This is a genomic window from Novosphingobium panipatense, from assembly GCF_900182875.1.
In the GTDB taxonomy this organism is placed as follows: Bacteria; Pseudomonadota; Alphaproteobacteria; order Sphingomonadales; family Sphingomonadaceae; genus Novosphingobium; species Novosphingobium panipatense.
Genome location: NZ_FXUI01000004.1, coordinates 214239 through 240599, shown reverse-complemented (window position 1 = coordinate 240599; position 26361 = coordinate 214239). Strand labels below are relative to the sequence as shown.

Here is a 26361-nt window from a genome sequence, read left to right as displayed (position 1 = left end):
TGCAACGCTTTGTTGCAGGAGCTTGCAGGGAACCGGTCGACCTTCGGGTTGTTGAGGCCCCATAAGCCATTTGCCGTTCATGTTCACTACCGCACAGATGTCTATATGAAGGCACATCCAGAGGAAGGGACAACCCAGATGAAGAAGTCGCGCCTGATCACTTCGGCCGCCGCAGTACTTGCGATGGTCTCCGTTTCCGCCTGTGTCACTGATCCGAACACGGGTGAGCGCAAGGTTTCGCGCACGGCGATCGGTGGCGCCGGCGGCGCCGGGCTCGGCTACCTGCTGGGCAGCGTGATTGGCGGTAAGACCGCGCGTATCGTCGGCGCGGGTATCGGCGGCGTCGCTGGCGGTGTCGTCGGTTACCAGATGGACAAGCAGATCAGGGAGCTGAAGGAGCAGACCGCCGGTTCAGGCATCGACGTCAGCCAGCAGGGCGACGGCATTCTCGTGAATCTGCCGGACGTGACATTCGCCGTCGATTCGACCGTCATCAGCCCGTCGTTCCAGACTTCGCTGGACAAGGTCGCTCAATCGATGGTGCAGTACCCGAACAGCCTCGTAGACGTCTATGGCCACACTGATTCGACCGGGTCCGCCACCTACAACATGGATCTGTCCAAGCGCCGCGCGGACGCGGTGGCCCGCTACCTGATCAGCCGGGGTGTCTCGTCCGCCCGTATCCAGACGCAGGGCATGGGCATGAACTACCCCGTGGCCGACAACAACACGACCGAAGGCCGCGCGCTCAACCGCCGCGTCGAGATCAAGATCACCCCGGTCACCACCGAGGACGCCAACTCGGCCCAGTAATCAGCACTTCCGCGTAAAGCGGGATCGGGGAAGGGGCCGGCGCGGCGACGCACCGGCCCCTTCTTCGTATGGCTGGTCTTGCAGGAATTACAGGCGAAGCGACCATCCGGACGGATCGCTTGAATCGCTTTCAGTTTTCCCTAGTCTGCGCTGATCGGGGTGGGGAAACATCATGAAATTCAAGGCATTCTTGGGGCTGCTGGCGATGACGCTGCCGGTTCAACCGGCGCAGGCAGCCTGGCTGGAAGCTTCCAGCGATCACTTCGTCATCTATGCCAACGATACGACGAAGAACGTCACCCGGTTTGCCGAGCAGCTGGAGCGATACCATGCCGGGGTAGCGCTCGTTTTCAATACGGACACGGCGAAACCAAGTCCGTCCAACCGCGTCACTGTCTACGTGGTGAAGAACGAGCGCGAGGTGCGCAAGCTGCACGGGGGCAAGGACGATCAGGTTGCGGGCTTCTATGTGCCTGCCGCTGGAGGATCGCTGGCGATCGTTCCAGCCGTGGAGGCGGCCAGTGGAGCCGTGACCTGGTCCATGGTCGTCCTGCTGCACGAATACGCTCACCATTTCATGATTTCGTCGAGTGCCATGCCGATGCCGCGCTGGGTTGGTGAAGGCGCGGCTGAATTCTTCGCCTCGGCCAAGTTCGAGATGGACGGCAGTCTGTGGATGGGGCGGCCCGCGGTCCACCGCGCCGGAGGGCTGTTGCTGGGCAAGGACGTGCAGGTCGCGGAACTGCTTGATCCGGAAGCGACGGCGAAGCTGAAGCTCAGTCAAATGGACGGATTTTATGGCAAGAGCTGGCTGCTCTACCACTACCTCACCTTCAACGAGGCTCGTCGCGGGCAGTTCAGCCGCTACCTTGCCTTGCTCGGAGAAGGCAAGAGCCAGACGGTTGCAGCCACGGAAGTCTTCGGGGACTTTGCCGCACTGGAGAAAGAGCTGGACCGCTATCTGGTGCAGCGCAGACTGTCAGCGCTTAAAATCGACGCGGGCAAGCTGAAGATCGGACCGGTGGCCTTGCGCGCGCTCTCTGCCGGCGAGGGGGCCATGATGAACGTCCGCGTGCGGTCGAAGCGCGGTGTTTCTGAAGAGGAGGCCATGGCGGTACTTGCGGAGGCGCGCGCAATAGCGGCGCTGCATCCGGACGATCCGGCCGTCCTCTCGGCGCTGGCGGAGTGCGAGTACGACGCCGGTAATGATGGGGAGGCGGTGACGGCTGCGGATGCGGCTCTCAAGCGCGACCCTCGGCAGGTCAACGCGTACCTGCAGAAAGGCTACGCGCTGCTTCGCATCGCCGCAGACTTGGATGGAGACGCGCGGGAGGCAGCTTACAAGGTGGCGCGCGCGCCCTTCATTGCCCTGAACCGGCTTGAGAACGACCATCCCCTCCCCTTGATCTACTATTATCGCGGGTTCGTGGAGCGGGGGCAAAAGCCGTCGCAGCTGGCCATCGACGGCCTGGTCCGGGCGATGCAGTTGGCCCCCTTCGATCTGGGACTTCGCGCGGAGCTCGGCATGGCCCTCATTGCGCTCGGGCGGCATGGGGATGCCAAAGCGGTCCTCGCGGCGGTGGCGGCCAATCCCCACGGCGGCAGTCTCAGCGACTACGCTCGCAAGGCGATCGAAAGGATGGGCAAGGATCCCGCCTGGCGTGGTGAGCCCATGGACACGAAAGAGGATGGCACGACCGAGGCTTGAGGCAGCCCCGGCGTGCTCTCAGGCCGAGTAGCGCGCCGCTCGGTCTGCGAGGCGCTCCACGGCAGCGGCGTGTATGCCGTTCGAGGACACCAGGAGGCCGAAGGCTCGTGGATCGTGCTTGTTGTAATTGAGCGGTTTTCCAAAGGCGTCGGTTACTGCAGCCCCTGCCTCGCGCGCAATCAGCCCGGCCGCTGCGATATCCCACTCGTACCCCCAGCGCAGCGTCGCCAGCAGGTCAGCGTCCCCGGATGCAACCATCGCCATGCGAAGCGCGATCGAGTTGGGCTGCGGCACGAGGGTCAGATCCGCGTCTTCGGGCGCGAGCTTCTGCGCCGGTACCCGCGATCCGGCCAGCGCCTCGCGGCGGCTGGCGTGAAGGCGCGTGCCGTTCAGCCAGGCGCCTTTTCCAGCTTCGGCTGACCAGAATTCGCCGCCTTCCTCCCGCCGCCGGACGGGGGCATACAAGTAGCCGAGAAGCGGCCGGCGGGTGTTCACCAGGGCCACGGACACGGCCCAGCCGCTGCGGCCCCGGATGTAGTCGCGCGTGCCGTCGATCGGGTCGACCAGCCAGACGAGCTCCCGATCCTGTCGCTCCCGCGTGTCGGCGGTTTCCTCCGACAGCCAGCCGGCGGCGGGGAGCAGTTCGGTCAGTTCCGTCTTCAGGAACGCATCGACCGCAAGGTCGGCCGTGCAGACCGGGCTGCCGGGCGTCTTTTCCCACGATTCAAGTTCGTGGCCGTCACCCGGCCAGCCCGCCAGAGCGATCCGGCCGGCTTCCCGAACGATGGCTTCCAATTTGCTGCGGTCAATCATTCGAACGGGATTCCAGTTATCGATACTGCAAACTGTTAGCAAATGAGCAGGATCAAATTTGCAGACCCCATGCATTTGCGCAGACAGCGGGCCTTTTCAAGGCGGGCCGGATGTGCTTAGGCGGCTAGCGAACATATGGCTACGGCGCCTTCCCCGGGAACCTCCAGCAGAAAGCGATTTGAGCGATGAACATCCACGAATACCAGGCCAAGGAACTCCTCGCGAAGTATGGCGTGGGCATCCCCGCCGGCATCGCCGCCCTCACTGTCGAGGAAGCGGTGGCGGCTGCCAAGCAGCTGCCGGGGCCGCTCTATGTCGTCAAGGCGCAGATCCACGCGGGTGGCCGCGGCAAGGGCAAGTTCAAGGAACTCCCCGCCGACGCCAAGGGCGGCGTGCGTCTCGCCAAGTCGATCGAGGAAGTTGAAGCCTTCGCCAAGGAAATGCTCGGCAACACGCTCGTCACCATCCAGACCGGCGAAGCGGGCAAGCAGGTGAATCGCCTCTATGTGACGGACGGCGTCGACATCGACAAGGAATATTACCTGTCGATGCTCGTGGACCGCAAGACTGGTCGCGTCGCGATGATCGTGTCGACCGAAGGCGGTATGGACATCGAGGAAGTCGCGCACAACACCCCCGAGAAGATCACCACGATCACGATCGATCCGGCGGAAGGCTTCCAGCCTCACCACGGCCGCGCGGTCGCCTTCGCCCTCAAGCTCACCGGTGACCTCAACAAGCAGGCCCAGAAGCTGGCCAAGCAGCTCTACACCGCGTTCATCGCGATGGATTGCGACATGGTCGAGATCAACCCGCTGGTCGAGAGCAAGGACGGCCAGCTGCTCGTCCTCGACACCAAGATGAGCTTCGACTCGAACGCTCTTGCCCGTCATCCCGACATCTTCGCTCTGCGCGACGAGACCGAGGAAGATCCGGCCGAGATCGAGGCATCGAAGTACGACCTCGCCTACATCAAGCTTGATGGCGACATCGGCTGCATGGTGAACGGCGCGGGCCTTGCCATGGCGACGATGGACATCATCAAGCTGAACGGCATGTTCCCGGCCAACTTCCTCGACGTGGGCGGTGGCGCCAACAAGGAGAAGGTAACCGCGGCGTTCAAGATCATCCTCGCGGACCCCGCCGTGAAGGGCATCCTCGTGAACATCTTCGGCGGCATCATGAAGTGCGACATCATCGCCGAGGGCATCGTCGCGGCCGCCAAGGAAGTGAACCTCTCGGTTCCGCTCGTCGTCCGCCTCGAAGGCACCAACGTGCAGCAGGGCAAGGACATCCTGGCGAACTCCGGCTTGGCCATCGTTCCCGCCAACGACCTGGGCGACGCTGCCAAGAAGATCGTCGCTGAGGTCCAGGCTGTCGCCTGAACCCGATGATGCGCCCGGTGCGCTTCATTTACGGCTGAACAGAATGCGGCGGGGGTCCTGTGACCTCCGCCGTTTTTGCATGCCAGGTGGAGCGGGCCGGTGTAGTTCAGCTTTGCCATCCCCAAGGGGTTCCCGCGTGTGCGGGACTTGACGCAAGGGTAAAGGATGGCAATAGCTCCCTCGTGAGAGTTTAATTGCGCGGTTAAATTGCCGTCCCAACAGTGAGAGGACAGATCGCAATGAAGATCATCGTGCCCGTGAAGCGGGTGATCGATTACAACGTTAAGCCGCGGGTCAAGGCCGACGGCACCGGGGTTGACCTGGCCAACGTCAAGATGAGCATGAACCCGTTCGATGAGATCGCGGTCGAAGAAGCCATCCGTCTCAAGGAAGCGGGCAAGGCGGAAGAGATCGTCGCCGTCTCCGTCGGGCCGGCCAAGGCACAGGAAACGCTGCGCACCGCCCTTGCCATGGGTGCGGACCGCGCCATCCTCATCGAAACCGATGCCGAAGTGGAACCGCTCGCCGTGGCGAAGATCCTCAAGGCGATCGTGGCCGAGGAGAATCCGGGCCTCGTGATCCTTGGCAAGCAGGCGATCGACGACGATTCGAACCAGACCGGCCAGATGTTGGCGGCGCTGCTTGGTCGTCCGCAGGGCACGTTTGCCTCCAAGGTCGAAATCGACGGCGATTCGGTGTCTGTAACCCGTGAAGTCGACGGCGGCCTTGAAACGGTGAAGCTGTCGCTCCCCGCCATTGTCACCACCGACCTTCGCCTGAACGAGCCGCGCTACGCTTCGCTGCCCAACATCATGAAGGCGAAGAAGAAGCCGCTCGACGTGAAGAGCCCCGCCGATTTCGGCGTCGACATCGCGCCGCGCCTCAAGACGCTCAAGGTTTCCGAACCGGCCGTGCGCTCGGCCGGCGTCAAGGTCGCCGACGTTGATGCGCTCGTCGCCAAGCTCAAGGAACTGGGAGTCGCCTGATGAAGACGCTTGTTTGGGTCGAACACGACAACGCGTCGGTCAAGGACGCGACGCTTTCCGCCGTTACCGCCGCTGCAAAGCTGGGTGAAGTTGATCTGCTGGTCGCGGGATCGAATTGCCGCGGGGTGGCCGATGCCGCTGCGCAGATCACCGGCGTCGGCAAGGTACTCGTCGCCGACAATGCGGCATACGAGCACGCGCTGGCAGAGAACGTGGCTCCGCTGGTTGCCGAACTGATGGCCAGCCACGACGCCTTCATCACGCCGGCCACGACCACTGGCAAGAACATCGCGCCGCGCGTGGCCGCTCTTCTTGACGTGATGCAGATCTCGGACATCCTTTCGGTTGAAGGCGAGAAGACCTTCACTCGCCCGATCTACGCCGGCAACGCCATTGCGACGGTTGAATCGAGCGATGCGAAGCTCGTCATCACCGTGCGCGGCACGGCCTTCGCCAAGGCCGAAGCCACGGGCGGTTCGGCTGCGGTCGAGGACGTGACGGCGACCAACGGGCAGGGGGGCGATGCCGGCCTGTCAACCTTCGTGGGTGCCGAGCTGGCGAAGTCGGAGCGTCCGGAACTGACCAGCGCGAAGATCATCGTTTCGGGTGGCCGTGCGCTGAAGGACTCCGAGACGTTCGAAGCGACCATCCTGCCGCTTGCCGACAAGCTCGGTGCAGCGGTCGGCGCTTCACGCGCGGCCGTCGACGCGGGTTACGTGCCCAACGACTATCAGGTGGGCCAGACCGGCAAGATCGTGGCGCCGGAAGTGTACATCGCCGTGGGTATCTCGGGCGCGATCCAGCACCTTGCGGGCATGAAGGACTCCAAGACCATCATCGCCATCAACAAGGACGAGGACGCGCCCATCTTCCAGGTCGCGGACGTCGGCCTCGTGGCGGACCTGTTCACGGCCGTGCCGGAGCTGACCGGCAAGCTCTGATCGGCTGCCTCAGCCACAGCAAACAGAAAGCCCCGGTCGGAAACGGCCGGGGCTTTTCGCGTTTGAACATTCCCTGAGGGAGCGCTGGCCTGAGCCGGCGGATCAGGGCTGGCGGTGCAGAAGGTTAACGCGGACCGGCGGAGTTTCGTCGGCAAGGTGGTGGGTCCCGTACCGCTCGAAGCCGAGGTGTCGGGCAACCCTGTCTGACCCGACATTGCCTTCTTCGATCATGCAGGTGATCCGTGTCGGGCCGTGCGCCTCGTCGAACCACGACAGGACGGCGCGCATCACCTCCAGCGCAAGGCCTTGGCGCCACCAGTCACGACGCACGATCCACCCGGCCTCGGGCACATTGTCTATGCGTGCCTCTGCGCCGAAGCCGCGCCAGCTGTGGAATATGCCGCAGCTGGCGATAATTTCGGGCCGGCCGCGCTCCCGGACGGCGAAAAGGCCGTAGCCATACAGTGCCCAGGAGCCGGCGCTGCGCAGCAGACGGTCGAACTGCTGCGGCTCTCCGGCTCGTACGAGGCCGAGAAACCGGCGTGTCTCCTCGTCCTCCAGCAGGCGGCACAGGTCCGGAAGATCGGCCGCCTGTGGCTGCCACAAGTCGAACCGCTCCGTCGAAAGAAAGGATTGTGCGTTCATAGCAGGCTGTCGATCGCATGGATGCAAAGGCCGAACAAGCCACCGACCAGGGTACCGTTGATGCGGATGAACTGCAGGTCGCGCCCCACCGCGGCCTCAAGCCTGTTGCTGATCGTACGCGCGTCCCACCGTCGCACCGTTTCCGACACCAGGCGGACGATCTCGTCCCCGTACCGCGCCGCTACGCCGACGAGCGTACGCCGGGCAAACCGGTTGATCTGGCTCTGCAAACGGGCATCGCCCTGCAGGGCGCTTCCCAACTCCCCCAGCATCGTCGCCAGTTGACCGCCAAGGGCCGCGTCGGGGTCGCGCGCCGCCTCTATGAGCTTGCGGCGCAGCCGCTCCCAGACCGACTGCCACCACTGCCCGACAGCGGGATTGCCGATCAGCTCGCGCTTGGCCTTTTCGACCTTTTCCCGTGTTTCCGGGTCATTCACCAGCCGGTCGGCCAGATCCTCAAGCAGGTGCTCGACCTTCAGCTTGAGGGGATGATCGGGCTGCACGATCATCTCGGCCAGCAGCTTGTAAAGCCCGTCGAGCACCGAATTGGCGATGCGTGAATCCAGACCCGTCAGGCGCAGGAGACTGTGGGCCCTTTCGCGGATCATGGCGCGAACCATGTCCTCGTTCGCTTCCAGGGCCTGTCCTGCCCAGCGCACCGCACCCTCGAGGAGGGGAAGGTGGCGGCGGTCTGCGATCATCACTGACAGCATCTGACCAAGAAGAGGCGCAACTTCGACACGCTCGAGCTGGCGTGCAAGACCCGATCGGACCTGGTCCCCCAGCCGTTCCGGGTCGAGCGATTCGAGGATATCGGCCAGGAGGTTCGCACCGCCCGCCCGGATCCGGTTCTCGCCCCCGCGTGCGGGATCGGAAAGGAACGCGCCAGCGGCGGCCGCGAAGTTGAAGCCGATAACCCGGCGGGCAACGACCTGCGGGGTGAGGAAGTTGTCCCGCAGGAACGTGGCCATCGAATCGGCGATGCGATTCTTGTTCTCTGGGATGATGGCGGTGTGGGGAATGGGAAGGCCGAGCGGGCGCCGGAACAGGGCGGTCACGGCAAACCAATCCGCGAGACCGCCGACCATCGCAGCTTCGGTGAAGGAGATGGCATAGCCCCAAGCCGGGTGCGTGCCCGCGATCCGCCGAAGCACAAGGAAGGCGATGGCCATGGCCATCAGCAGCCCGGTGGCGAAGAGGCGCATGCGTCGGGCCCGATCGGCCTGTATCGTGGACGCTACGTCCGCGTTCCTGCGCGCGCCTTTCAGCAAGGCTTCCCTTTCCTACTCGGCCGGATGCGGATGGAAATCGCCCTCCGCAGTGCCGGACCCGTGCTTCTCCGGATCGTAGGTCAGCAGCGACTTGCGCAGTTTAGGCCCGATCCGCTTCTCGAAACCATCGGCAAGACTGAAGGCTGCAGGCACGATGACCAGGGTCAGCAGGGTGGAGACGATCAGGCCACCGATCACGACAACACCCATCGGCTGACGGAATGCGCCGTCACCCGAGAGCGACAGGGCGGTGGGCACCATGCCCGCGGTCATCGCCACGGTCGTCATCACGATCGGCTGGGCGCGCTTGTGCCCTGCGTCCATGATCGCGGTGAGCTTGTCGACGCCCTTGACCATTTCCTCGATAGCGAAGTCGATCAGCAGGATGGAGTTCTTGGCCACGATGCCGAGCAGCATCAGGATACCAATATAGACCGGCATCGAAATGGGCTGGTTCCACAGGACGAGCGCGAGCAGGCCGCCCAGCGGCGCAAGCAGAAGCGAGGCCATGTTTACCAGCGGCGAGACAAAGCGCTTGTAGAGCAGCACCAGCACCGCGAAGACGAGGAAGATCCCGCTGATGACGGCGGTGACGAAGTTCGAGATCATCTCGGCCTGCCACTTGTCCTCGCCGACCGGGGCGTTGGACACGCCGGCGGGCAGGTTCTTCATGATCGGCAGGTTCTGGATCGCGGCCATGACCGGCCCCTTGACCTGCCCTTCGCCAAGATCGGCGCCGACGAAGACGCGGCGGGACTGGTTGTAGCGCTGGATCTGCGTCGGACCGGCGCCGAAGCGGATTTCCGCAACGCGCTTGAGCGGCACGGTTCCCCCGGAGACGGTCGATACCGGCAGGTTCTCGATGGTGGAGAAGTCTCGGCGGGAACCGCGATCCAGGATCACACGGATCGGCACCTGCCGGTCGTTGAGCGAGAACTTGGCCGCGTTCTGGTCGATTTCGCCCAGAGTGGCGATACGGATGGTCTGGCTGAGCGCGGCGGTCGTTACGCCGAGCTGCGCGGCAAGGTCCACGCGCGGCACGATGATGAGTTCGGGCCTTTGCAGGTCGGCCGCGATCCGGGGCGCGACGACGCCCGGCACCTTGCGCATCTGCTCGACCAGAGTTTGCGCGGTGCGGTTCAGCAGTTCGGAGTCGCTGCCGGACAGCATGATCGAGAGATCGCGTCCGCTGCCGAACCCGCCCGCCTGCGAAGCGAAGCTGACGCGGGCATCCGGGATTTGCTGAAGCTGCGAGGCCAGGCGTCGCTCGAACTCGATGCTGGTCGCATCGCGCTGATCCGCCTTCTTCAGGGCGATGTAGAGATTACCCGAACCCTCACCGGCGAATTCCAGCACCCGTTCCACCTCCGGCTGCTTTTCCAGAAGCCGAGCCACCTGGCCGGTGACCGCCTGCGTCTGCTCCAGCGTGGTTCCGGGCACCATCTCGATCTTCACCTGGCTGGTGTCGTTGTTGGTGCTGGGCTGGAACTGCTGGGGAAGCCCCCCCAGCAGAGCGAACGTCACGACGAGCGCGTAGACCGAGGCGCAGAAGGCGTAGAAGCGGTGGTCGTGCATCCGCGCGATCACGCGGTCTGTGAAGTAGCGATACCAGCGTCCGAACGCCCCCGCGAAGCGGGCGAGGAAACGCAGCAGGCGGCCCAGCAGCCAGATGGCCACCGGTACTCCGATCGGCGCGAGTATCGCGGCCAGCACGAATGCAGCCTTGCTCAGTCCGATCTTGGTGAGCCCTGCCTGCAGCACCTGGAACAGCAGCCCTGCGGCGATCAGGCCGCCTGCGATCAGCAGCAGGAAGGCAAGCACGCCGAGAATGCGGAAGAGCCAGTTGGACGGCTGGCGCACGAGCAGCGCCTTGCGCCTGTGCGCCTCGCTGCTGTCCAGCGTCCAGGCGAGGACTTTCATGTAGCGGTCCATGATCCGGCCACCGCCATGTTCCGCATGCCCGTGGGCCTTGAGGAAGTAGGCCGCCACCATCGGCGTGATGATTCGGGCGACGGCAAGGCTCATCAGCACGGCTACCACGACGGTGAGGCCGAACGCCTTGAAGAACTGGCCCGGGATCCCCGGCATGAGGCCGACGGGGAGGAACACCGCGACGATGGAGAAGGTGGTGGCGACGACCGCCAGTCCGATCTCGTCCGCCGCGTCGATGGACGCCTGATACGCGCTTTTGCCCATGCGCATGTGCCGGACGATGTTCTCGATCTCCACGATCGCGTCGTCGACGAGGACGCCCGCCACGAGGCTGAGTGCCAGCAGCGAGAGGAAGTTCAGCGTGAAGCCGAGCATGTCCATGAACCAGAAGGTCGGGATCGCGGACAGCGGAATGGCGAGCGCCGAGATCATCGTTGCGCGCCAGTCCCGCAGGAACAGGAAGACGATGACGATGGCGAGCACGGCGCCTTCGACCAGCGCCTCCATCGAACTGGTGTACTGCCCCCGGGTATAATCCACCTGCGAGAACAGGCGCGTGATGTGAATGTCGGGGTGGCTCTTCTGGATTGCGTCCAGCTTTTCCATCGCGCTGTCGTAGACGGCGACATCGGATGCGCCGCGGGCACGTTCGAAACCGAATGTCACGACCTCGCGTCCGCTCACGTGGGCGACGTCGGTGCGTTCGGAGTAGGCGTCCGACACAGACGCGATATCCGACAGCTTGACAGAGCGCCCGCCGCCCAGGTTGATCCGCTTTTGCGAAAGGTCGTACGCGGTTTCCGCATTGCCCAGCACGCGCACCGACTGCCTTGACCCGGCGATCTCGGCCTGGCCGCCGGCAGCGTCGACGTTGACCTGCCGCAGGACGTTGTTGAGCGCTTCGGCACTGACGCCGAGGGCCTGCATTCGTTCAGGATCGACAACGACGCGGATCTCGCGCGTCACACCGCCGTCACGATCGACCGCCGCCATGCCCGGCACGCTGAGCAGGGTCTTGGCGATGGTGTCGTCCACGAACCAGCTCAATTGCTCGATGGTCATGTCGTCGGCGCTGACGGAGAAGTAAGCCAGCGAGCCACTGCCGCCTTCGATCTTCTGCACCTGCGGCTCCAGGATGCCATCCGGCAACTGCCCGCGCACCTGGTCGACGGCGTTCTTCACCTGCTGAGTCGCCACGTCGACGTTGCTGCCGACGGAGAAGAAGACAAGCGTCGTCGACTGCCCTTCGGAGGCGGTCGACTGGATTTCCTCGACGCCCGGAATGGACCGCACGGCGCCTTCCACGATCTGCGTGATCTGGGTTTCGATCTCCTTTGGCGCTGCGCCCGGCTGAGAGACGCCGACACGCACGCCAGGGAACTCGATGTCCGGCATGTTGTTCACGTCCATCCGCATGAACGAGACGATCCCGGCGATCATCAGGCCGATGAAGAAGACGATGGGGATGATCGGATTGCGGATCGACCAGGCGGAGATGTTGCGCAGGCCCATGGCTTGTCTCGCCCGTTACTTGGAGGAAGTGGTGAGGCGGGTTTTGACCTTGTCGCCTTCGTTCAGGAAGCCGCCGGCGCGCATCACGACCTTCTCGGTGCCGTCGAGGCCCTCGGTGATCGTGATTCCCTTCGCGGTGACCAGCCCCGTCTTCACGGTGCGGCGTCGAACATGGTCCGTCTGGTCCACGATGTAGACGAACGCGCCCTTGGCGTCGCTCTGGATGGCCGATTCCGGCAGCATGGGGGCGACGAGGGTTCCGCTGCGGATGACGGCGGTGGCGAATCCGCCGGGGCGCAGGGCGCGATCATACGTGAGAGCGACGCGCGCAATGCCCTGACGTGTCTCCTGGTCGATTACCGGCGAAAGCTGCCATACCTGACCAACGAAGGTCTTGCCCGAGCCGGCCGGCGTGACGCTGGCCTGCACACCCACGGAAAGCTTGGCGAGGTCATCCTCGGACATGCGGGCGAGCAGTTCCATCTCGCCGTCCCTGGCAAGCTGAAACAGAACGCCGCTGCCGCCGCTGACGACCTGGCCCAGTTCGACATTGCGCTCAAGCACGAGACCGGACGCGGGCGCGATGATGTTGAGGCGCGCGTTCTGCGCACGAAGCTGGGCGAGGCTGGCGCGGGCAACCTTGACGCGGGCCTCTGCAGCGTCGCGCGTGGCGGTCAGTTGGTCGATGTCGGCCTTTGAAATGAAGCCACGGTCGACGAGCTTCAGGCCGCGATCGAGGTTGGACTGGGCGATGCGGGCATCGGCCGCGGCGACTTCGACCTGGGCAGCCTGACTGGCCGCCGCCTGAACCTGGACGGAGCGATCGACGACGGCAAGAACCTGGCCCTGGCTGACCCAGTCGCCGGCATCGACGCGCACCTCGCGCACTTCGCCGCCTTCGCCCACGGCGCCTACCGGCATGGCTCGTCGCGCGGCGAGCGTGCCGGTGGCCGTGATTTCTCCGGCCACGCTCGCGCGGCCCGGAACCATGACGGAGACGACCGGAATCTGTGTGTTTCCGGCGGCCGCCGCATCATCAGGGCCGCTCTCGTGAAGCACGAACCAGAGCGCTACCGCAAGCAGCGCGACAGCCACGATGACGAGGATGATCACCCGGCGAGAGCGCCGATCCAGTTCATCGTCCGCTACCAGCGGAACATCTACCCCGTCAGGAACGCGGGTTTCCGCGGAAAGCCCGTCGCCAGATACAATCTTGCTGTCGTAATTCATCTTTTCACCGCAAGCATAACACGCGCCCCCCCGGCGGCGTGCTTCTTCCACCGCACGGAAGGCCTTCGCTTGAAGTGACGCGAGCCGCCGATGAGGTTTAAACGGCTGGATTCATATACTGGCGGGAACAAGGTGGCAACGTGAACTCGGCCCCTGTCCCATGTGCATCGACGAACGACTTCATTGCTGATGAAGTCCTGTACTGACCCGCTTTGTTGCAAAAGAATGCAAAAAGCGGCCACAAAAGTATTCAGACCGGCTTTTTACGAAGCCCTGACGGCGTTTTCAGAACTTCTGCTGGCGCTCGTAAAGATCGCGGTAATGCTGAATGCGCGTGACGCGAAGACCTTGCATTCCTGAACGGTCGACGGCGCGCTGCCAGGAGGCGAACTCCTCCAGCGTCAGGTTGTACCGCGAGCATACCTCGTCGATCGTCAGGAGCCCACCGTTCACGGCGGCAACGACTTCCGCCTTGCGCCGAACCACCCAGCGCGTCGTGTCAGGGGGCGGGAGATTGTCGACCGTCAGCGGCTCACCAAGCGGGCCGATCACCTTGTCCGGGCGAATTTTCTGGTTCTCGATCATCTTTACCCTCGCTCGCCGCTACCGTTCACACCGGCGGCAGGGGTATCCGTACCATTCGGGGGCTTGCCATTGCTTGAAACATCAAGGTTAACGCTTCTTAGGCAAGTTTGATAACTATCGAGAGTGGGCACTGCGGCGCCGGCAAAGCTGCCCCGCAGGCGCAGGATGGACGCTGCGGCGTCCTCCCGCGTTTCCGGCTCGCCATAAGCGGCGAAAAGGCGGGATCGAAGCGCGAGCCAGTCAATGCCGTTCGCGTCAAGGGGAAGGGGGGCGCTGGTCTCTGTGCCTCGATGGACTTCGCAGGCGCGGCCCGGCTCACCCCCGCCGAAGAAATTGGTATGGTTACGTGCGGCGTTCATGGGACCGCGTTAGCGCGAAGCGGTCAAGATATCGTAAACGCCGCGTTTACTCTGACCGCAAAAAGCGGCGGTGCCCGGGCCTGCGGGAGGTAGGAATCTGTGCCCCGCATCTGTATGAGCGGCCGGATCATGACCGCTGCCCCTGATCTTCTTTCCGGCCTTGATGCCGCAGCCCTGTTCCAGCTTCCCGAGCCGCTGTCCGAGCGGCGCATCGTGGTCGCCATGTCCGGCGGCGTCGACAGTTCGGTCGTCGCCGCGCTCGCGGCGGCCAGTGGGGCGCACGTCATCGGCGTGACGCTGCAGCTTTACGACTACGGCGCGGCAACCGGCCGGAAGGGCGCCTGCTGTGCGGGCGATGATATCCGCGATGCACGTGCCGTCGCCGATCGCCTCGGCATAGCCCATTACGTGTTCGACCACGAGAGTGCCTTCCGAGAGGAGGTGGTCGAGCGTTTCGCCGACGATTACCTCGCCGGGCGCACCCCGATCCCGTGCATCCGCTGCAATATGGGCCCCAAATTTACGGACCTTCTGGCGATGGCGCGGGAACTGGGCGCGGACTGCCTGGCGACCGGGCACTACGTTCGCCGTGTGGAAGGGCCGGCCGGGTCCGAACTCCACCGCGCGGCAGACCCGGCCCGTGACCAGAGCTATTTCCTCTATGGCACGACGAGCGAGCAGCTCGACTACCTGCGGTTTCCCTTGGGCGGCCTCCCCAAAAGCGAGACGCGGCGGCTGGCCGAAGCGGCGGGCCTGCGTGTGGCTGCAAAGCCCGACAGCCAGGACATCTGCTTCGTACCGGACGGCGACTACGCCAAGATCGTGCGGTCCGTCCGTCCCGAGGGCGAGGCGCCGGGCCAGATCGTCCATGCGGAGACGGGCGAGGTGCTGGGAAGTCATCGCGGCGTCATCCACTACACGGTAGGCCAGCGGCGCGGGCTCGAGATCGGTGGCCAGCCCGAGCCGCTCTATGTCACGGGCATCGAAGCGGAGACTCGCCGGGTGCGGGTGGGACCGCGGCGGCTGCTCGCAACGGCATCGGCGCAGCTGGTCGAGACCAACCGGATCGGGCCGCTGCCTGAGGTGCCGCTTACCGCCAAGGTGCGCTCGCTCGCCAAGCCGGTACCGGTGCGGCTTGAAGGGCCCCTGGGCGATGGCGCTCCTGCGACCATCCGTTTCGCGGAGCCGGAATACGGCGTCGCGCCCGGACAGGCGGCGGTGATCTATGCCGGTGAACGCGTGGTCGGCGGCGGCTGGATCGACTCGACCCAGAGCGCCGCCTGAAACAACCGGACGGCGGGTGAGGCCGGTCAGTCCTGCCAGGGTTCCAGACGGCAGCCGCGGCTGGCCTCGAAATCCGCAGACTGGCTGGCGAGCAGCGGGACGGAGGCCTTGATGGTCCGGGAAGGTGCATCTTCCGCCAGCGACACCCACCGGCCCGCACCCTGAAGCCCGGCCACCTTGAGATCACCCTCGCAACTTTCCAGCGGGCGTTGCGAGACGAAGCGACACACGCAGCCCAGGCGCGCTCCAAGAGCGGTTCCGACGCGTGCCTCCTCGCGCAGGCCACGCCACGTCCAGGCCAGCCAGAGTCCCAGGACAAGCAGCAGTAGTAGAAGGAGATTGCGCTTCCAGCGCGGCGGCTGCCTCAGGGGGTATGACGCACCCGCAGCCTTGTCCCCTGCTCCGGAATGCCCGGATGTTGCCATTCTCAAAAGCCTCGCACATGACCGGCGCGCCATGTCGGTGCGCCGCCCCCCCCTTATCCTCGCCATGCTCGCGCTGCCAGCCCTCTGGGGCTGCGGAGAACGTGCGGCGGACGGTCCGCCCCCGCCCAGCGCCGAAGCCTTGGCCGCGATCGCGGATGCGGGCGGGGCTCCGCGCGAATCGCTCGGCCGGTCGATCGATCGGCTGTTCGATGAGGAGAGGGTGGGCAAGACCGACGCGCTGCTCATCGTTAAGCGAGGCACGCTGATCGTGGAGCGCTACGGCGACGGCATCGAGGCGGACACGCGGCTGCCGGGCTGGAGCGCCGGGCAATGCATCACCGCGCTGATGATCGGCCAGCTGGTGAGTGACGGCCGCTTGCGAATCGCCGAATCGGCGCCTGTTCCGGAATGGCAGCGTCCTGGCGATCCGCGCGGCGTCATCACCTTGCGGCAGCTGCTGCAGATGCGCTCCGGCCTGCGCCACGTCGAGACAGCGCCAGTCGGCACGGGCAGGATATCCGGCGAATCGGATCGCACGCGCATGCTGTTCCTCGACGGCAGGGACGACATGGCCTCGTATGCGGAGGCGCAGCCGCTGGAGGCGCCGGCAGGGAAGGTGTTCGAGCATTCGTCCGCGAGCGCGGTCATTCTCTCCGACCTTGCCGCGCGCGTACTTTCGTCCGACCGCAATCCGGATCGCCGCCGACACGCGGTGGGGGAATACCTGCGCCATCGCGTGCTGGCGCCCATCGGCATGAACTCCACGCTGGTTGCCTATGATCGCGCAGGCACCATGATCGGCTCGGGAATGATCGCCGCCACGGCGCGGGACTGGAGCAAGCTGGGCGAATTCCTGCGCCACAGCGGTTCGGTCAAGGGAGCGCAGATACTGCCTCGCCGCTGGGTGCAGTTCATGCTGGAGCCCAGCCCGCGTGAGCCGGCTTATGGAGCCGGCGTGTGGCTGAACCGGGGCGAAGCCGGCGACGGCGCGCGTCTCTGGCCGGCCACAGCTCCGCGCAGTGTGTTCGCGTGTCTGGGAGAATATGGCCAATACGTCATCGGCTCACCCGATCAGCTGCTCACCGTCGTTCGCATCGGCCACAGCAACCCCGAGCAGGAGCGGGAAGTCCGGGACGAACTCGGCGCCCTGCTGGCTCTGTTCCCGAAGAACTGAAAGGGGTGCCTCGCAAGGCACCCGGCGATCAGACGGTAAAGCTTTCGCCGCAGCCGCAGGCCCCCTTGGCGTTGGGATTGTTGAACACGAAGCCAGCGGTGAAATCATCTTCCACCCAGTCCATCGTACTGCCGACGAGATAGAGCACAGAAGCGCCATCGATGTAGAACAAGCCGCCGGGCGTCTCGATCTTCTCGTCGAACTTCGCTTCCTCGGTCACGTAGTCGACCGAGTAGGCCAGGCCCGAGCAACCCCGACGCGGGGTGGATAGCTTCACGCCGATCGCGCCTTCGGGCGCCTGGCTCATCAGCTTGGCGATACGCGCCTCCGCGCTCGGCGTCAGAACGACGGCGGCGGGTCGGGTAGGGCGGGTCTTTGTCGTGGTGTCGGTCATGTCAGCCTCTTCTGCCAGACCACGGGGCCCAGCTCAGCGTGAAGGAGGCGTCGCGCGCGAACTGTCCCAAGCCCGGGTTCCGCACGCGATGCTCTCCGGTCACAGCATTCCAAGCTCCAGCTTGGCTTCGTCGGACATCTTGGCCATGTCCCAGGGTGGATCCCAAACCAAGTTCACGTCACAATCGCGCACGCCCGGCACGGCCGACACGCGCAGTTCCACTTCGCCGGGCATTGATTCGGCCACGGGGCAATGCGGCGTGGTCAGCGTCATCGTCACCGCCACGGAGGCTTCGGGCGAAACCTCGACGCCGTAGATGAGACCAAGATCGTAGATGTTCACAGGGATCTCGGGGTCGAAGATCTCCTTCAGCGCATCGATGACGCCGTCGTAGATCGCACCGCCCGGCGCTGCCGGATCAAGATCCTGCGGCTTCTCGGCAAGGAAACCCTCAAGGTAATCACGCCGCCGTTCGGCCGGAGCGTCGCTCGGCGCCGGGACGTCCTCAACGCGGGCGCGGGGCGGCGGCGGCGCGGCTTCGACTTCCTCGACAATGAAATTCGGCTTCTCGTCGCTCATCCGAAAATTCTCCTGGTGCGCTCGATGCCCTTCAGGAGCGCCTCGATATCCTGTTCGTCGCTGTAGAGCCCGAAGCTTGCGCGGGCGGTGGCCGGAACCCCGAGGTGCTCCATCAGCGGCTGTGCGCAGTGATGCCCGGCGCGGATCGCAACGCCTTCCTCGTCCAATATGGTGCCGAGGTCGTGCGGATGCACCCCCTCGAGAGCGAAACTGACGATGCCGAGCGAGTCGTCCGGTCCGAACAGCGTGACGTCGTTGCGCTTGCGCAGTTCGGCGCGAAGCAGGCCGGCAAGATCGCGCTCGTGCTTCTCCGCACGATCGAGCCCGATGTCCGACAGCCAGTCCATCGCCGCCGCCATGCCGACGGCTTCGACGATATTGGGGGTGCCGGCCTCGAAGCGCTGAGGTGCGGGGGCATACGTGGTCTCTGCGAAGGTAACCTTGTCGATCATCGACCCGCCCCCCTGCCACGGCGGCATCTGGTCCAGCAGAGCCTTGCGCGCCCAGAGCACGCCGATGCCGGTCGGGCCATAGAGCTTGTGCGCCGAGAAGGCGTAGAAGTCGCAGTCGAAGGCCTGCACGTCGAGCGCCAGACGCGGCGCGGCCTGGCAACCATCGATCAGCAGCTTGGCGCCGACCGCATGGGCGAGCCTTGCGGCATGTTCCACGTGAAGCACCGAGCCAAGGACATTGGACACGTGTGCGAAAGCAACGAGCTTGTGAGCGGGCGTGAGCATGCGCTCGGCCGCCTCAAGGTCAATGGTGCCCTCAGGAGTGAGCGGGCATACGTCGATTTCGACGCCATTCCTCAGCAGTTGCCAGGGAACGATGTTGGAATGATGCTCCAGCGTCGACAGCAGGATGCGGTCGCCCGCCTTCAGGTTGGTGGCAGCCCAGCTCTGCGCGACGAGGTTGATCGATTCGGTCGCGCCGCGCGTGAAGACGATCTCGTCCTCCTGCGCGTTCATGAAAGCGGCCACGCGGCGGCGGGCGGCCTCGAAGGCGAGGGTCATGTCGGCCGATCGGGCGTAGACCCCGCGGTGCACCGTCGCGTACTTTTCACCCATCGCAGCCACGGTGGCATCGATCACCACCTGCGGCTTCTGGGATGTGGCGGCCGTGTCCAGATAGTGCCAGTTGCCCGCGAGGCCGGGGAACTGGTCCTTCAGCACGAGTTCTGAAGTTTCGGACGTCACAGGATCGCCTCCAGTCGGGCAAGCGCGGCGCTGCTGAGCTCCTCCTCGCCGGGAGCGCCAGTGAAGGCTTCGGCGATGAACGCCTGCAGCATCAGCCGCTTCGCCTGCGGAGGCGTGAGGCCGCGGCTCATCAGGTAGAACAGGCCCTGCGCGTCGAGTTCGCCCACGGCGCAGCCATGTGCGGCCTTGACGTCGTCGGCGTAGATTTCAAGTTCCGGGCGAGCGTTAGCGGTCGCCGTGCGCTCCAGCAGCATGGCGCGAACCGATTGCTCGGCGTCCGTGCCATCGGCCCCGCGTTCCACCCCGATACGGCCCAGGTACGTTCCCACGGACTTGCCGGCGAGCACCGTGCGCACGATCTGCTGCGACGTGGCATTGAGACCGGCATGCGTCACTTCGGTGACGATCTCGACCGTCTCCTCGCCGGTCGCCAGCTGTGCGGCGCCCAGCGTGAAGTCCGCGCCTTGCGCCAGCGTAGCGTCCACCGCGATGCGGCCATAGCCCGGCCCGGCCGTGAGAACGCGCAGGTCAAATTTTGCGCCCTTTCCCAGCGTGACCGCCACGTGCCGTGCTACCGCGCCGCCGCCGGTCTCCACGATCTGGAGCGTCTGCTCCGCGCCGTCCGGCACGACGATCTCTTCCGTGACGATCGGCCAGACAGTGCGCAGGGCCTCTAGGTCGGAGTAGCGGAAATCCTCGTCCTTGCGGGTGGGGAGGGCGAGTTCGACGTTCATGCCGCCTCCTGCACCACCGCCTCGTAGCCCTCTTCCTCAAGGCGCAGGGCGAGGTCGGGACCGCCTGACTTGACGATGCGCCCGTTGGCCAGGACGTGAACGAAGTCCGGCTTCACGTAGTCCAGCAGCCGCTGGTAGTGGGTGATGAGCAGCACGGCTTTGTCAGCGCTGCGCATTATTGCGTTGATGCCTTCGCCGCAGATGCGCAGCGCGTCGATGTCGAGGCCGGAGTCCGTCTCGTCGAGAATCGCCAGCTTGGGGTTCAGGATGCCCATCTGCACCATCTCGGCGCGCTTCTTTTCGCCGCCGGAGAAACCGACGTTCACCGGGCGCTTGAGCATGTCCATATCCATGCGCAGCAGGCCGGCTTTCTCGCGTGCGAGCTTCAGGAACTCGCCGCCCGAAAGCGGTTCTTCGCCGCGCCCCTTGCGCTGGGCATTGGCCGCCTCGCGCAGGAACTGGACGAAGGAGACGCCGGGGATCTCGACCGGGTACTGGAAGCCCAGGAACAGGCCGGCGGCGGCGCGCTCGTGCGGTTCGAGTTCGAGCAGGTCCTGTCCGTCGAAATCGACGGAGCCGCCGGTCACTTCATAGCCGGGACGACCGCCCAGCGTGTAGCCCAGCGTCGACTTGCCCGCGCCGTTCGGCCCCATGATGGCGTGGATCTCGCCAGGGTTGATGGTGAGCGACAGGCCCTTGAGGATCGGCTTGTCGGCGACGTTCGCGGTCAGGTTTTCGATCTTGAGCATGGGTTATCCTTCATCGCTCACGAAGGCCGTGGCTGGGCGCTGACCCGCCTTCTTGCGCGCGGAGCGTTTGTCGAACGGCACGTTGAGTTCGGTGTTGATCTCGCGGATCACGGTCTCGACGTTGCCGAGAACTTCCTCTTCGGAGAAGCGCAGGACGCGGATGCCGACCTCGATGAGCTTGCGGTCCTGCAGTTCGTTGACGTCGGCGTTGCCGTCCGCAGCGCTGATCTGCACCACGATCCAGCGGGAGGGGCAGGCGAAATCGACGATCGTGGAGCCCACGACCGATTGGCGAATGAACTTCACGCCGCCCAGCTTGGAGCCGGATAGCTGCGCCCACAGCGCCTTCTGCGCATCGGTGGGATGGCGGCGCTGCTCGCGAGCGCGTTCCTTCAGCGTTTCAAGCCGCGCACCGGTGAGGGCGAAGCTGGCCTTTGCGTCCTTGGGTGCGCTGTCGGCGCGGCTGATGCCCAGGGTCTTGCGGGCGGCGGTCATGGTTTCCTGTCCTTCGTTATTCATGGCGGAGGAGGACATCAGCCCACGCTCCCCTCAAGCGAAATGCCCAGCAGCTTCTGCGCTTCCACGGCAAATTCCATCGGCAGCTGCTGCAGCACGTCCTTGGCAAAGCCGTTGACGATCAGCGCGACCGCCTGTTCGGTATCGAGCCCGCGCTGCATGGCGTAGAACAGCTGGTCATCGCTGATCTTGCTGGTGGTGGCCTCGTGCTCGATCTGTGCGCTGGGGTTGCGCACTTCGATGTACGGCACCGTATGCGCGCCGCATTCCTTGCCGAGCAGCAGCGAATCGCACTGGGTGAAGTTGCGCACGCCCTCGGCGTTGGCGGCCACGCGGACGAGACCGCGATAGGTGTTGTTGCTCCTGCCGGCCGAAATGCCTTTGGAGATGATCGTCGAGCGGCTTCCCTTGCCGTTGTGGATCATCTTGGTGCCGGTATCGGCCTGCTGGTAGTTGTTGGTGACCGCAACCGAGTAGAACTCGCCCACCGAATCCTCGCCGTTAAGGACGCAGCTGGGGTACTTCCAGGTCACGGCGGAGCCGGTTTCCACCTGTGTCCAGCTGATCTTCGAGCGGGCGCCCTGGCACAGGCCGCGCTTGGTGACGAAGTTGTAGATGCCGCCCTTGCCCTCGGCGTCGCCGGGATACCAGTTCTGGACGGTCGAGTACTTGATCTCCGCGTCTTCCAGGGCGACGAGCTCGACGACGGCGGCGTGAAGCTGGTTCTCGTCACGCTGCGGGGCAGTGCAGCCTTCGAGGTAGGAGACGTAGCTGCCCTTGTCGGCAACGATCAGCGTGCGTTCGAACTGGCCCGTATTCTCCGCATTTATGCGGAAGTAGGTGCTCAACTCCATCGGGCAGCGCACGCCCTCGGGAATGTAGACGAAGGTGCCATCCGAGAACACGGCGCAGTTCAGGGCGGCGAAGTAGTTGTCCTGGACCGGTACGACCTTGCCCAGCCACTTCTTCACCAGGTCCGGGAATTCGCGAATCGCTTCGGAGATCGAGCGGAAGATGACGCCCGCCTGTTCGAGCTCCTTGCGGAACGTAGTGGCGACGGAGACCGAATCGAACACCGCGTCGACGGCAACCTTGCGTGCGCCCTCTACGCCGGCGAGTACTTTCTGCTCCTCAAGCGGGATGCCGAGCTTTTCGTAGACGCGCAGGATCTCGGGATCGACTTCGTCGAGGCTTGCCGGGCCGTCCTTCTTCTTGGGCGCGGCCCAGTAGTAGGCTTCCTGGTAGTCGATCGGCGGAACGTCGAGCTTGGCCCAATCCGGCGGCGTCATCTCCAGCCACTTGGCATAAGCCTTCAACCGCCAGTCGAGCATCCATTCCGGCTCTTCCTTCTTGGCCGAAATGAAGCGGATCGTGTCCTCGGAAAGGCCCTTGGGGCCATATTCCTGCTCGATGTCGGCAACCCAGCCGTGCTCGTATTCCGCCACACGTGCAGCGGCTTCACGCGCAGCCTGGTCGCGCTCCACGGGGATGGTTTCCTCGGTCATCTCAAACTTCCTCGACGAACTGGGTCAGCGCCACTTGGGCGAGTGCCCCGCGCACGGCCGCGTTGACTTGCGGCCAGTGGGATCTCGTGGTGCAGGCACCCTCCAGCGTGCAGTCGCTCTTCACGCGGTCGATGCAGGCCGTGAGGGCGATGGGCCCTTCTACCGCCTCGACGATGTCCGCAAGCGAAATCGTTGCAGGTGGACGGGCGAGTCGCAAACCGCCGCCGGCCCCGCGGGACGAACGCATGAGGCCGGCCGCCGAAAGCTTGCTCACCAGCTTCTGCACGGTAGGAGCGGGAAGGCCCGTCTCCTCCGCCAGCTGCGCAGCGGAGACGCGCCCCCGCTTGCCGCCGGCCTGCTCGATGAGCGAGCAGGTGCCGCAATGCCGCGCCGCAGCGGACATGATGACGACAGCGTAATCGGCCATGCTGGACAGGCGCATGCGGGCTTTCGGGTCCTGCGATTAAATCGGATCAAATCTTTCCGATTTCACCTAGTGCACTGCAACGCAAGTTTCAATGCCGAGTTGACCGGAAAAGCGGCAGGGCCGGTTCACAGCCGGAACGGCGATGATCCTCCGCTCCGCGCCTCACACGAAAAAAAGGCGGCTCCCGCCGATGCGGGAGCCGCCCTTGAGGTGTAAAGAACTCGAACGCATCCCGCGACGAGCCCTTCGGGTCGCGGCGCCCATTTATGCTACGGGAAAGGCGATTTATTGTATAATCGCGACATGTCGCAGCCGGCCGTAAAGCTGCTGCTGCGATTTTCCTGCAGGGGGCTGCAATAAGAAGCGTTTGAGCAACACCTCTCCCGGCGTTATGCGGCAGCGTGCTCTATTCCTTTTTCCGTCCCGCCCTGTTCCGCATCGATGCCGAGAAGGCCCACGGGCTTGCCGTGAAGGCCCTGAAGCTCGGGTCCAATCCCGATGCACAAAAGGCCGATCCTGCGCTTGCCACCGAGGTTGCCGGTATCGCTTTTCCCAACCCGGTGGGAATGGCGGCCGGGTTCGACAAGGACGGAGAAGTGCCCGATGCCCTGCTGGGACTGGGCTTCGGTTTTGCCGAAGTGGGCTCGATCACCCCTTTGCCGCAGGCCGGCAACCCCAAGCCGCGCCTGTTCCGCCTGGAAGAGGATAAGGCGGTCATAAACCGCATGGGCTTCAACAACGGCGGCGCGCAAGCGGCGGTCTACCGGCTTGAAGCGCGACTCGGGCGCCCGGGCGTCGTCGGCATCAACATCGGGGCGAACAAGGATTCGAACGATCGCGTGGCCGACTATGCCATCATGGCCCGCCTGATGGCGCCGCTGGCGAGCTACCTGGCCGTGAACATCTCCAGCCCGAACACCCCCGGCCTGCGGGCGCTGCAGGACGAATCGGCATTGGTCGGCCTGCTCGACGCCGTCATCGAGGCTCGGGACGCCGCCTGCTCGGAAGCGGTCCGCCCTCCCGTGTTCCTCAAGGTGGCGCCGGATCTCGAGCCTGCGGACATCGATGCGATCGCACGGATCGCAATCGAAAAAGGGCTGGGCGCGCTGATCGTCTCCAACACCACGATCTCACGGCCGGCTCTGGCTTCGGTCCACAGGGATGAAACCGGCGGGCTCTCCGGGGCTCCGCTGCGCGACCTCGCGCAGCAGCGGCTCCGTGACTTCCGGCAGGCGACCGGCGGCGCCGTGCCGTTGATCGGGGTTGGCGGCATCGCTACGGCCGACGATGCCTGGGCGCGGATCAGGGCGGGGGCGAGCCTCGTTCAGCTGTACAGCGCGATGGTCTACGAAGGGCCGCGGATTGCCAGATCGATCGGCAAAGGCCTGCGCGAGCTCATGCGCCGTGATGGTTTCGCCTCGATTGCAGAGGCGGTGGGAAGCGAATAAGCCTGCCCCTGATGTCCGGAAAGCTGATCCTGGGGCTCGCCGCCTCGCTCGTCCTGTCTGGTTGCGCCGGCCTGGTGGCAACCACCTCCCCCACGACCCGTCCCGAAGCGGCGACACCGGCTGCGCCTGCCGTGTTCGATGCCGGGATGGTCAGCGCCGCCGATCCGCGCGCCGCAGAGGCCGGCGCAACGATCCTGGGCCGGGGCGGGAGCGCGACCGATGCGGCCATAGCGACCATGCTGGCTCTCACGGTGGTCGAGCCGCAAAGCTCGGGTATCGGGGGAGGCGGATTCCTTCTTCTGGCGGACGCAGCGGGCGCCGTTCAGTCCCTCGACGGGCGTGAAACGGCACCGCAGGCGGCTACGGCGGACCGCTTTCTCGATGAAACGGGAAAGCCCCTGCCATTTCGCAGTGCCGTCGTCGGTGGCCGCAGCGTGGGCGTGCCCGGCAACATCGCCCTCGCCGCAAAGGCGCATGCCGCGAAAGGCCGCCTGCCCTGGGCGGATCTGTTCCAGCCCGCCATCCAGCTTGCCCGTGACGGGTTCACGCTGACGCCTCGCGGATACCGTTCCTTGTCGAGGCAACCCGATGCGGGGGCTCACGACGAAGAGGCCCGGGCGATTTACTACGGAGCGGACGGAAAGCCGCTCCCGCTCGGCACGACGATCCGCAACCCCGCGCTTGCCCGCACGCTGGAGGAGCTTGCGCGCAACGGCCCGGACGGTTTCTACAAAGGCGAACTGGCGCAGCGGATCGTGGCCGAGGTTGCGGCGGAGACGCCGTCGGACGGAAAGATGACCGAGGCCGACCTGGCGGCGTTCACCGCGCCGGAACGCCCGGCTGTCTGCGGTACTTACCGCGTCTACCGGATATGCGGCATGGGGCCGCCGTCTTCCGGAGCCACGACCGTGCTCGCGGCGCTGATCCAGCTGGAAGGCTTCGATCTTGCTGCCCTCGGGCCGGATTCGCCGGTTGCCTGGCATCTGATCGCGGAGTCCCAGCGGCTGGCCTACGCCGATCGCGACCTGTTCCTGGCCGATCCTGATTTCGTCGACGTGCCGGTAGCGCAATTGCTGGACCGCACGTATCTGCGCCGCCGCGGCGCGCTCATCCAGCCTGACCGGACGATGGAGACAGTGACGGCCGGTCTTCCGACCAGGACCCTCGCGCGCGGAGCGGGATACGAAGAACGCGGCACCACCCATTTCGTCGTGATCGACCGGCAAGGCGAAGTCGCCTCGTGGACGTCGACGATCGAGAGCGCGTTCGGCTCGGGCATCATGGTCGGGGGATTCTATCTCAACAATGAGCTGACGGACTTCAGCTTCGTGCCGCATCGGGACGGTCGCGAGGTGGCGAACCGGGTCGGGGGCGGCAAGCGGCCGCGCAGTTCGATGTCGCCCACCGTCGTCTACGGACCCGATGGCAAGCTGCTCCTCGTCGTCGGCGCCGCTGGCGGCGCGACGATCCCCGTGCAGGTGATCCGTGCGCTGGTGGGCGTGCTCGACTGGAAGCTGCCGGTCGATCGCGCTCTCGCCCTGCCGGTGCTGTTCGCCCCGGGCGACACCGTCACCGTCGAACAGGGGTCGAAGCTGGAGACGATGATCCCGGCGCTCCGGGCGCTGGGCCATGGTTCTGTCCGCGCGGCGGAGATGCCGCTCAAGACCAACGCGGTCCAGGTCATCGACGGGCGCCTCGCCGGGGCCGGGGATCCGCGCTCCGAAGGCGTGGCCATCGCGCAGTAACTTCG

Annotated in this window: 24 protein-coding genes; 9 read left to right on the top strand and 15 right to left on the bottom strand. The window is 65.1% G+C overall.

The window, feature by feature from the left end; translation table 11 throughout:
* Positions 1-138 precede the first annotated feature (138 nt).
* Entirely contained in the window at positions 139-813 is a 675-nt protein-coding gene (locus tag QOL62_RS08745; RefSeq protein ID WP_103729197.1) for a YiaD family glycine zipper/OmpA-like lipoprotein, read from the top strand.
* Between the two features lie 172 nt (positions 814-985).
* Positions 986-2521, top strand: a complete 1536-nt coding sequence (locus tag QOL62_RS08740; protein ID WP_283405957.1) for a hypothetical protein — start codon at positions 986-988, stop codon at positions 2519-2521.
* 18 nt (positions 2522-2539) lie between these two features.
* On the opposite strand, the gene QOL62_RS08735 is transcribed toward QOL62_RS08740, so the two are convergent.
* Positions 2540-3334 carry a 3'(2'),5'-bisphosphate nucleotidase CysQ gene (locus QOL62_RS08735; protein WP_103729195.1) on the bottom strand — a complete coding sequence of 265 codons (795 nt, stop codon included), beginning with the start codon at positions 3332-3334 and terminating at the stop codon, positions 2540-2542.
* 185 nt (positions 3335-3519) lie between these two features.
* Here QOL62_RS08735 and sucC point away from each other — a divergent pair, with 185 nt between their 5' ends.
* The 3 genes from sucC (at position 3520) to QOL62_RS08720 (ending at position 6646) form a co-directional block, all read left to right on the top strand.
* On the top strand, positions 3520-4719 hold the full coding sequence (sucC, locus tag QOL62_RS08730; RefSeq protein ID WP_103729194.1) for an ADP-forming succinate--CoA ligase subunit beta: 1200 nt from the start codon (positions 3520-3522) through the stop codon (positions 4717-4719).
* Positions 4720-4958: 239 nt separating this feature from the next.
* Positions 4959-5705 carry an electron transfer flavoprotein subunit beta/FixA family protein gene (locus QOL62_RS08725; RefSeq protein WP_103729193.1) on the top strand — a complete coding sequence of 249 codons (747 nt, stop codon included), beginning with the start codon at positions 4959-4961 and terminating at the stop codon, positions 5703-5705.
* The gene (locus QOL62_RS08720) at positions 5705-6646 is read left to right on the top strand and encodes an electron transfer flavoprotein subunit alpha/FixB family protein (RefSeq protein ID WP_283405956.1); all 942 of its coding nucleotides are present in this window, start codon (positions 5705-5707) and stop codon (positions 6644-6646) included. The genes QOL62_RS08725 and QOL62_RS08720 overlap by 1 nt, the downstream gene beginning before the upstream one ends.
* Before the next feature lie 102 nt (positions 6647-6748).
* Here the strand turns inward: QOL62_RS08720 and QOL62_RS08715 are convergent, their stop codons facing one another.
* From QOL62_RS08715 to sciP, 5 genes are all read right to left on the bottom strand, one after another.
* Complete coding sequence (locus tag QOL62_RS08715; protein WP_283405955.1) at positions 6749-7291, bottom strand: GNAT family N-acetyltransferase; 543 nt, start codon at positions 7289-7291, stop codon at positions 6749-6751.
* Positions 7288-8496, bottom strand: a complete 1209-nt coding sequence (locus QOL62_RS08710) for a DUF445 domain-containing protein (protein WP_283406039.1) — start codon at positions 8494-8496, stop codon at positions 7288-7290. Before QOL62_RS08710 ends, QOL62_RS08715 begins: the two co-directional genes overlap by 4 nt.
* A gap of 78 nt (positions 8497-8574) precedes the next feature.
* Positions 8575-12006: an efflux RND transporter permease subunit gene (locus QOL62_RS08705; RefSeq protein WP_103729190.1), complete on the bottom strand. Its 3432-nt coding sequence runs from the start codon at positions 12004-12006 to the stop codon at positions 8575-8577.
* 15 nt (positions 12007-12021) lie between these two features.
* Positions 12022-13236, bottom strand: a complete 1215-nt coding sequence (locus tag QOL62_RS08700; RefSeq protein ID WP_283405954.1) for an efflux RND transporter periplasmic adaptor subunit — start codon at positions 13234-13236, stop codon at positions 12022-12024.
* A 285-nt stretch (positions 13237-13521) separates the two neighbouring features.
* Entirely contained in the window at positions 13522-13821 is a 300-nt protein-coding gene (sciP, locus tag QOL62_RS08695; RefSeq protein ID WP_103729188.1) for a CtrA inhibitor SciP, read from the bottom strand.
* A gap of 488 nt (positions 13822-14309) precedes the next feature.
* On the opposite strand from sciP, the gene mnmA reads away from it, so the two are divergent.
* Positions 14310-15464 (top strand): tRNA 2-thiouridine(34) synthase MnmA, encoded by a 1155-nt coding sequence (mnmA, locus tag QOL62_RS08690; protein WP_103729322.1) that lies wholly within the window; start codon positions 14310-14312, stop codon positions 15462-15464.
* Between the two features lie 26 nt (positions 15465-15490).
* Here the strand turns inward: mnmA and QOL62_RS08685 are convergent, their stop codons facing one another.
* A complete protein-coding gene (locus QOL62_RS08685; protein WP_283405953.1) occupies positions 15491-15889 on the bottom strand; it encodes a hypothetical protein in 399 nt (132 codons plus the stop codon).
* Positions 15890-15920: 31 nt separating this feature from the next.
* Here QOL62_RS08685 and QOL62_RS08680 point away from each other — a divergent pair, with 31 nt between their 5' ends.
* Positions 15921-17063, top strand: a complete 1143-nt coding sequence (locus QOL62_RS08680; protein WP_283405952.1) for a serine hydrolase domain-containing protein — start codon at positions 15921-15923, stop codon at positions 17061-17063.
* Between the two features lie 28 nt (positions 17064-17091).
* Here QOL62_RS08680 and QOL62_RS08675 read toward each other — a convergent pair whose 3' ends face one another.
* The 8 genes from QOL62_RS08675 to QOL62_RS08640 form a co-directional block, all read right to left on the bottom strand.
* The gene (locus QOL62_RS08675; RefSeq protein WP_103729185.1) at positions 17092-17457 is read right to left on the bottom strand and encodes a HesB/IscA family protein; all 366 of its coding nucleotides are present in this window, start codon (positions 17455-17457) and stop codon (positions 17092-17094) included.
* A 99-nt stretch (positions 17458-17556) separates the two neighbouring features.
* Positions 17557-18036 (bottom strand): SUF system Fe-S cluster assembly protein, encoded by a 480-nt coding sequence (locus QOL62_RS08670; RefSeq protein WP_103729184.1) that lies wholly within the window; start codon positions 18034-18036, stop codon positions 17557-17559.
* Complete coding sequence (locus tag QOL62_RS08665) at positions 18033-19232, bottom strand: aminotransferase class V-fold PLP-dependent enzyme (RefSeq protein ID WP_103729183.1); 1200 nt, start codon at positions 19230-19232, stop codon at positions 18033-18035. The genes QOL62_RS08670 and QOL62_RS08665 overlap by 4 nt, the downstream gene beginning before the upstream one ends.
* Positions 19229-19966: a SufD family Fe-S cluster assembly protein gene (locus tag QOL62_RS08660; protein ID WP_283405951.1), complete on the bottom strand. Its 738-nt coding sequence runs from the start codon at positions 19964-19966 to the stop codon at positions 19229-19231. The genes QOL62_RS08665 and QOL62_RS08660 overlap by 4 nt, the downstream gene beginning before the upstream one ends.
* Positions 19963-20715 carry a Fe-S cluster assembly ATPase SufC gene (sufC, locus tag QOL62_RS08655; RefSeq protein WP_283405950.1) on the bottom strand — a complete coding sequence of 251 codons (753 nt, stop codon included), beginning with the start codon at positions 20713-20715 and terminating at the stop codon, positions 19963-19965. Before sufC ends, QOL62_RS08660 begins: the two co-directional genes overlap by 4 nt.
* A gap of 3 nt (positions 20716-20718) precedes the next feature.
* Positions 20719-21234, bottom strand: a complete 516-nt coding sequence (locus QOL62_RS08650; protein ID WP_233203915.1) for an endonuclease domain-containing protein — start codon at positions 21232-21234, stop codon at positions 20719-20721.
* Positions 21235-21248: 14 nt separating this feature from the next.
* Complete coding sequence (gene sufB / locus QOL62_RS08645; protein ID WP_103729180.1) at positions 21249-22736, bottom strand: Fe-S cluster assembly protein SufB; 1488 nt, start codon at positions 22734-22736, stop codon at positions 21249-21251.
* Position 22737: 1 nt separating this feature from the next.
* The gene (locus tag QOL62_RS08640; RefSeq protein WP_103729179.1) at positions 22738-23178 is read right to left on the bottom strand and encodes an RrF2 family transcriptional regulator; all 441 of its coding nucleotides are present in this window, start codon (positions 23176-23178) and stop codon (positions 22738-22740) included.
* Between the two features lie 386 nt (positions 23179-23564).
* Between QOL62_RS08640 and QOL62_RS08635 the strand changes: the two genes are divergently transcribed.
* Both QOL62_RS08635 and ggt read left to right on the top strand, forming a co-directional pair.
* A complete protein-coding gene (locus QOL62_RS08635) occupies positions 23565-24611 on the top strand; it encodes a quinone-dependent dihydroorotate dehydrogenase (protein WP_283405949.1) in 1047 nt (348 codons plus the stop codon).
* Between the two features lie 11 nt (positions 24612-24622).
* A complete protein-coding gene (ggt, locus tag QOL62_RS08630; protein WP_283405948.1) occupies positions 24623-26356 on the top strand; it encodes a gamma-glutamyltransferase in 1734 nt (577 codons plus the stop codon).
* Positions 26357-26361: the final 5 nt, after the last annotated feature.